This is a genomic window from Sporosarcina sp. ACRSM, from assembly GCF_022346545.1.
In the GTDB taxonomy this organism is placed as follows: domain Bacteria; phylum Bacillota; class Bacilli; order Bacillales_A; family Planococcaceae; genus Sporosarcina.
Genome location: NZ_JAKRNU010000026.1, coordinates 1 through 1138, shown reverse-complemented (window position 1 = coordinate 1138; position 1138 = coordinate 1). Strand labels below are relative to the sequence as shown.

8 tRNA genes and 1 rRNA gene are annotated in these 1138 nt (G+C 50.4%); all 9 read left to right on the top strand.

Annotated features, from left to right (window positions below):
- Window positions 1–206 precede the first annotated feature (206 nt).
- Window positions 207–321, top strand: a 5S ribosomal RNA gene (rrf, locus tag MHZ95_RS20750).
- A 51-nt stretch (window positions 322–372) separates the two neighbouring features.
- Window positions 373–448, top strand: a tRNA-Val gene (locus MHZ95_RS20745).
- Window positions 449–455: 7 nt separating this feature from the next.
- Window positions 456–531 (top strand) — tRNA-Thr (locus MHZ95_RS20740).
- A 5-nt stretch (window positions 532–536) separates the two neighbouring features.
- A tRNA-Lys gene (locus tag MHZ95_RS20735) sits at window positions 537–612 on the top strand.
- 32 nt (window positions 613–644) lie between these two features.
- A tRNA-Leu gene (locus MHZ95_RS20730) sits at window positions 645–726 on the top strand.
- Between the two features lie 8 nt (window positions 727–734).
- Window positions 735–809: transfer RNA gene (locus tag MHZ95_RS20725), tRNA-Gly, on the top strand.
- An 8-nt stretch (window positions 810–817) separates the two neighbouring features.
- Window positions 818–906, top strand: a tRNA-Leu gene (locus MHZ95_RS20720).
- Between the two features lie 13 nt (window positions 907–919).
- Window positions 920–996: transfer RNA gene (locus MHZ95_RS20715), tRNA-Arg, on the top strand.
- Window positions 997–1017: 21 nt separating this feature from the next.
- A tRNA-Pro gene (locus tag MHZ95_RS20710) sits at window positions 1018–1094 on the top strand.
- Window positions 1095–1138 lie beyond the last annotated feature (44 nt).

The window sequence follows — 1138 nt, the reverse complement described above, 5'->3', positions numbered from 1 at the left end:
GGAAGCGCGGCGACGTGTGGAGCTGACAGATACTAATCGATCGAGGACTTAACCTTGATTAAAAAGGGCATGGTTGTCCCTGAGTTTGTGAAAACCAATGTTGGTTTTATCCGGTTTTGAGAGAATGAGTATTTTTTAAAAAAAGTGCTTGCAAATCTCAAAAGTCTTGATATAATGAATAATGTCTTTAAAAAAGATCATACAGGTCTGGTGCCGATGGCGAAGAGGTCACACCCGTTCCCATCCCGAACACGGAAGTTAAGCTCTTCAGCGCCGATGGTAGTCGGGGGTTTCCCCTGCAAGAGTAGGACGTCGCCAGGCTTGTACAATTCATTACATGATGGACAACCTTTATAGATGAAATAATACCCAGGAGGATTAGCTCAGCTGGGAGAGCACCTGCCTTACAAGCAGGGGGTCGGCGGTTCGAGCCCGTCATCCTCCACCATTTATTTGCCGGTGTAGCTCAATTGGTAGAGCAACTGACTTGTAATCAGTAGGTTGAGGGTTCAAGTCCTTTCGCCGGCACCATATTCGAGCCATTAGCTCAGTCGGTAGAGCATCTGACTTTTAATCAGAGGGTCGCAGGTTCGAATCCTGCATGGCTCACCATTTTCATGACTTGCCAGTCATGATGTTATATTGCGGGTGTGGTGGAACTGGCAGACACGCTAGACTTAGGATCTAGTGCCTTCGGGCGTGGGGGTTCGACTCCCTTCACCCGCACTCTTAACGCGGAAGTAGTTCAGTGGTAGAATACGACCTTGCCAAGGTCGGGGTCGCGGGTTCGAATCCCGTCTTCCGCTCCACTTTTTATGCCGGGGTGGCGGAACTGGCAGACGCACAGGACTTAAAATCCTGCGGTAGGTGACTACCGTACCGGTTCGATTCCGGTTCTCGGCACCAGTTATAATTTATAGCGCCCGTAGCTCAATTGGATAGAGCGTCTGACTACGGATCAGAAGGTTATGGGTTCGACTCCTGTCGGGCGCGCCATTAATAATTTTATATGTTCTTCGGGAAGTAGCTCAGCTTGGTAGAGCACTTGGTTTGGGACCAAGGGGTCGCAGGTTCGAATCCTGTCTTCCCGACCACTTCACGGGGCCTTAGCTCAGCTGGGAGAGCGCCTGCCTTGCAC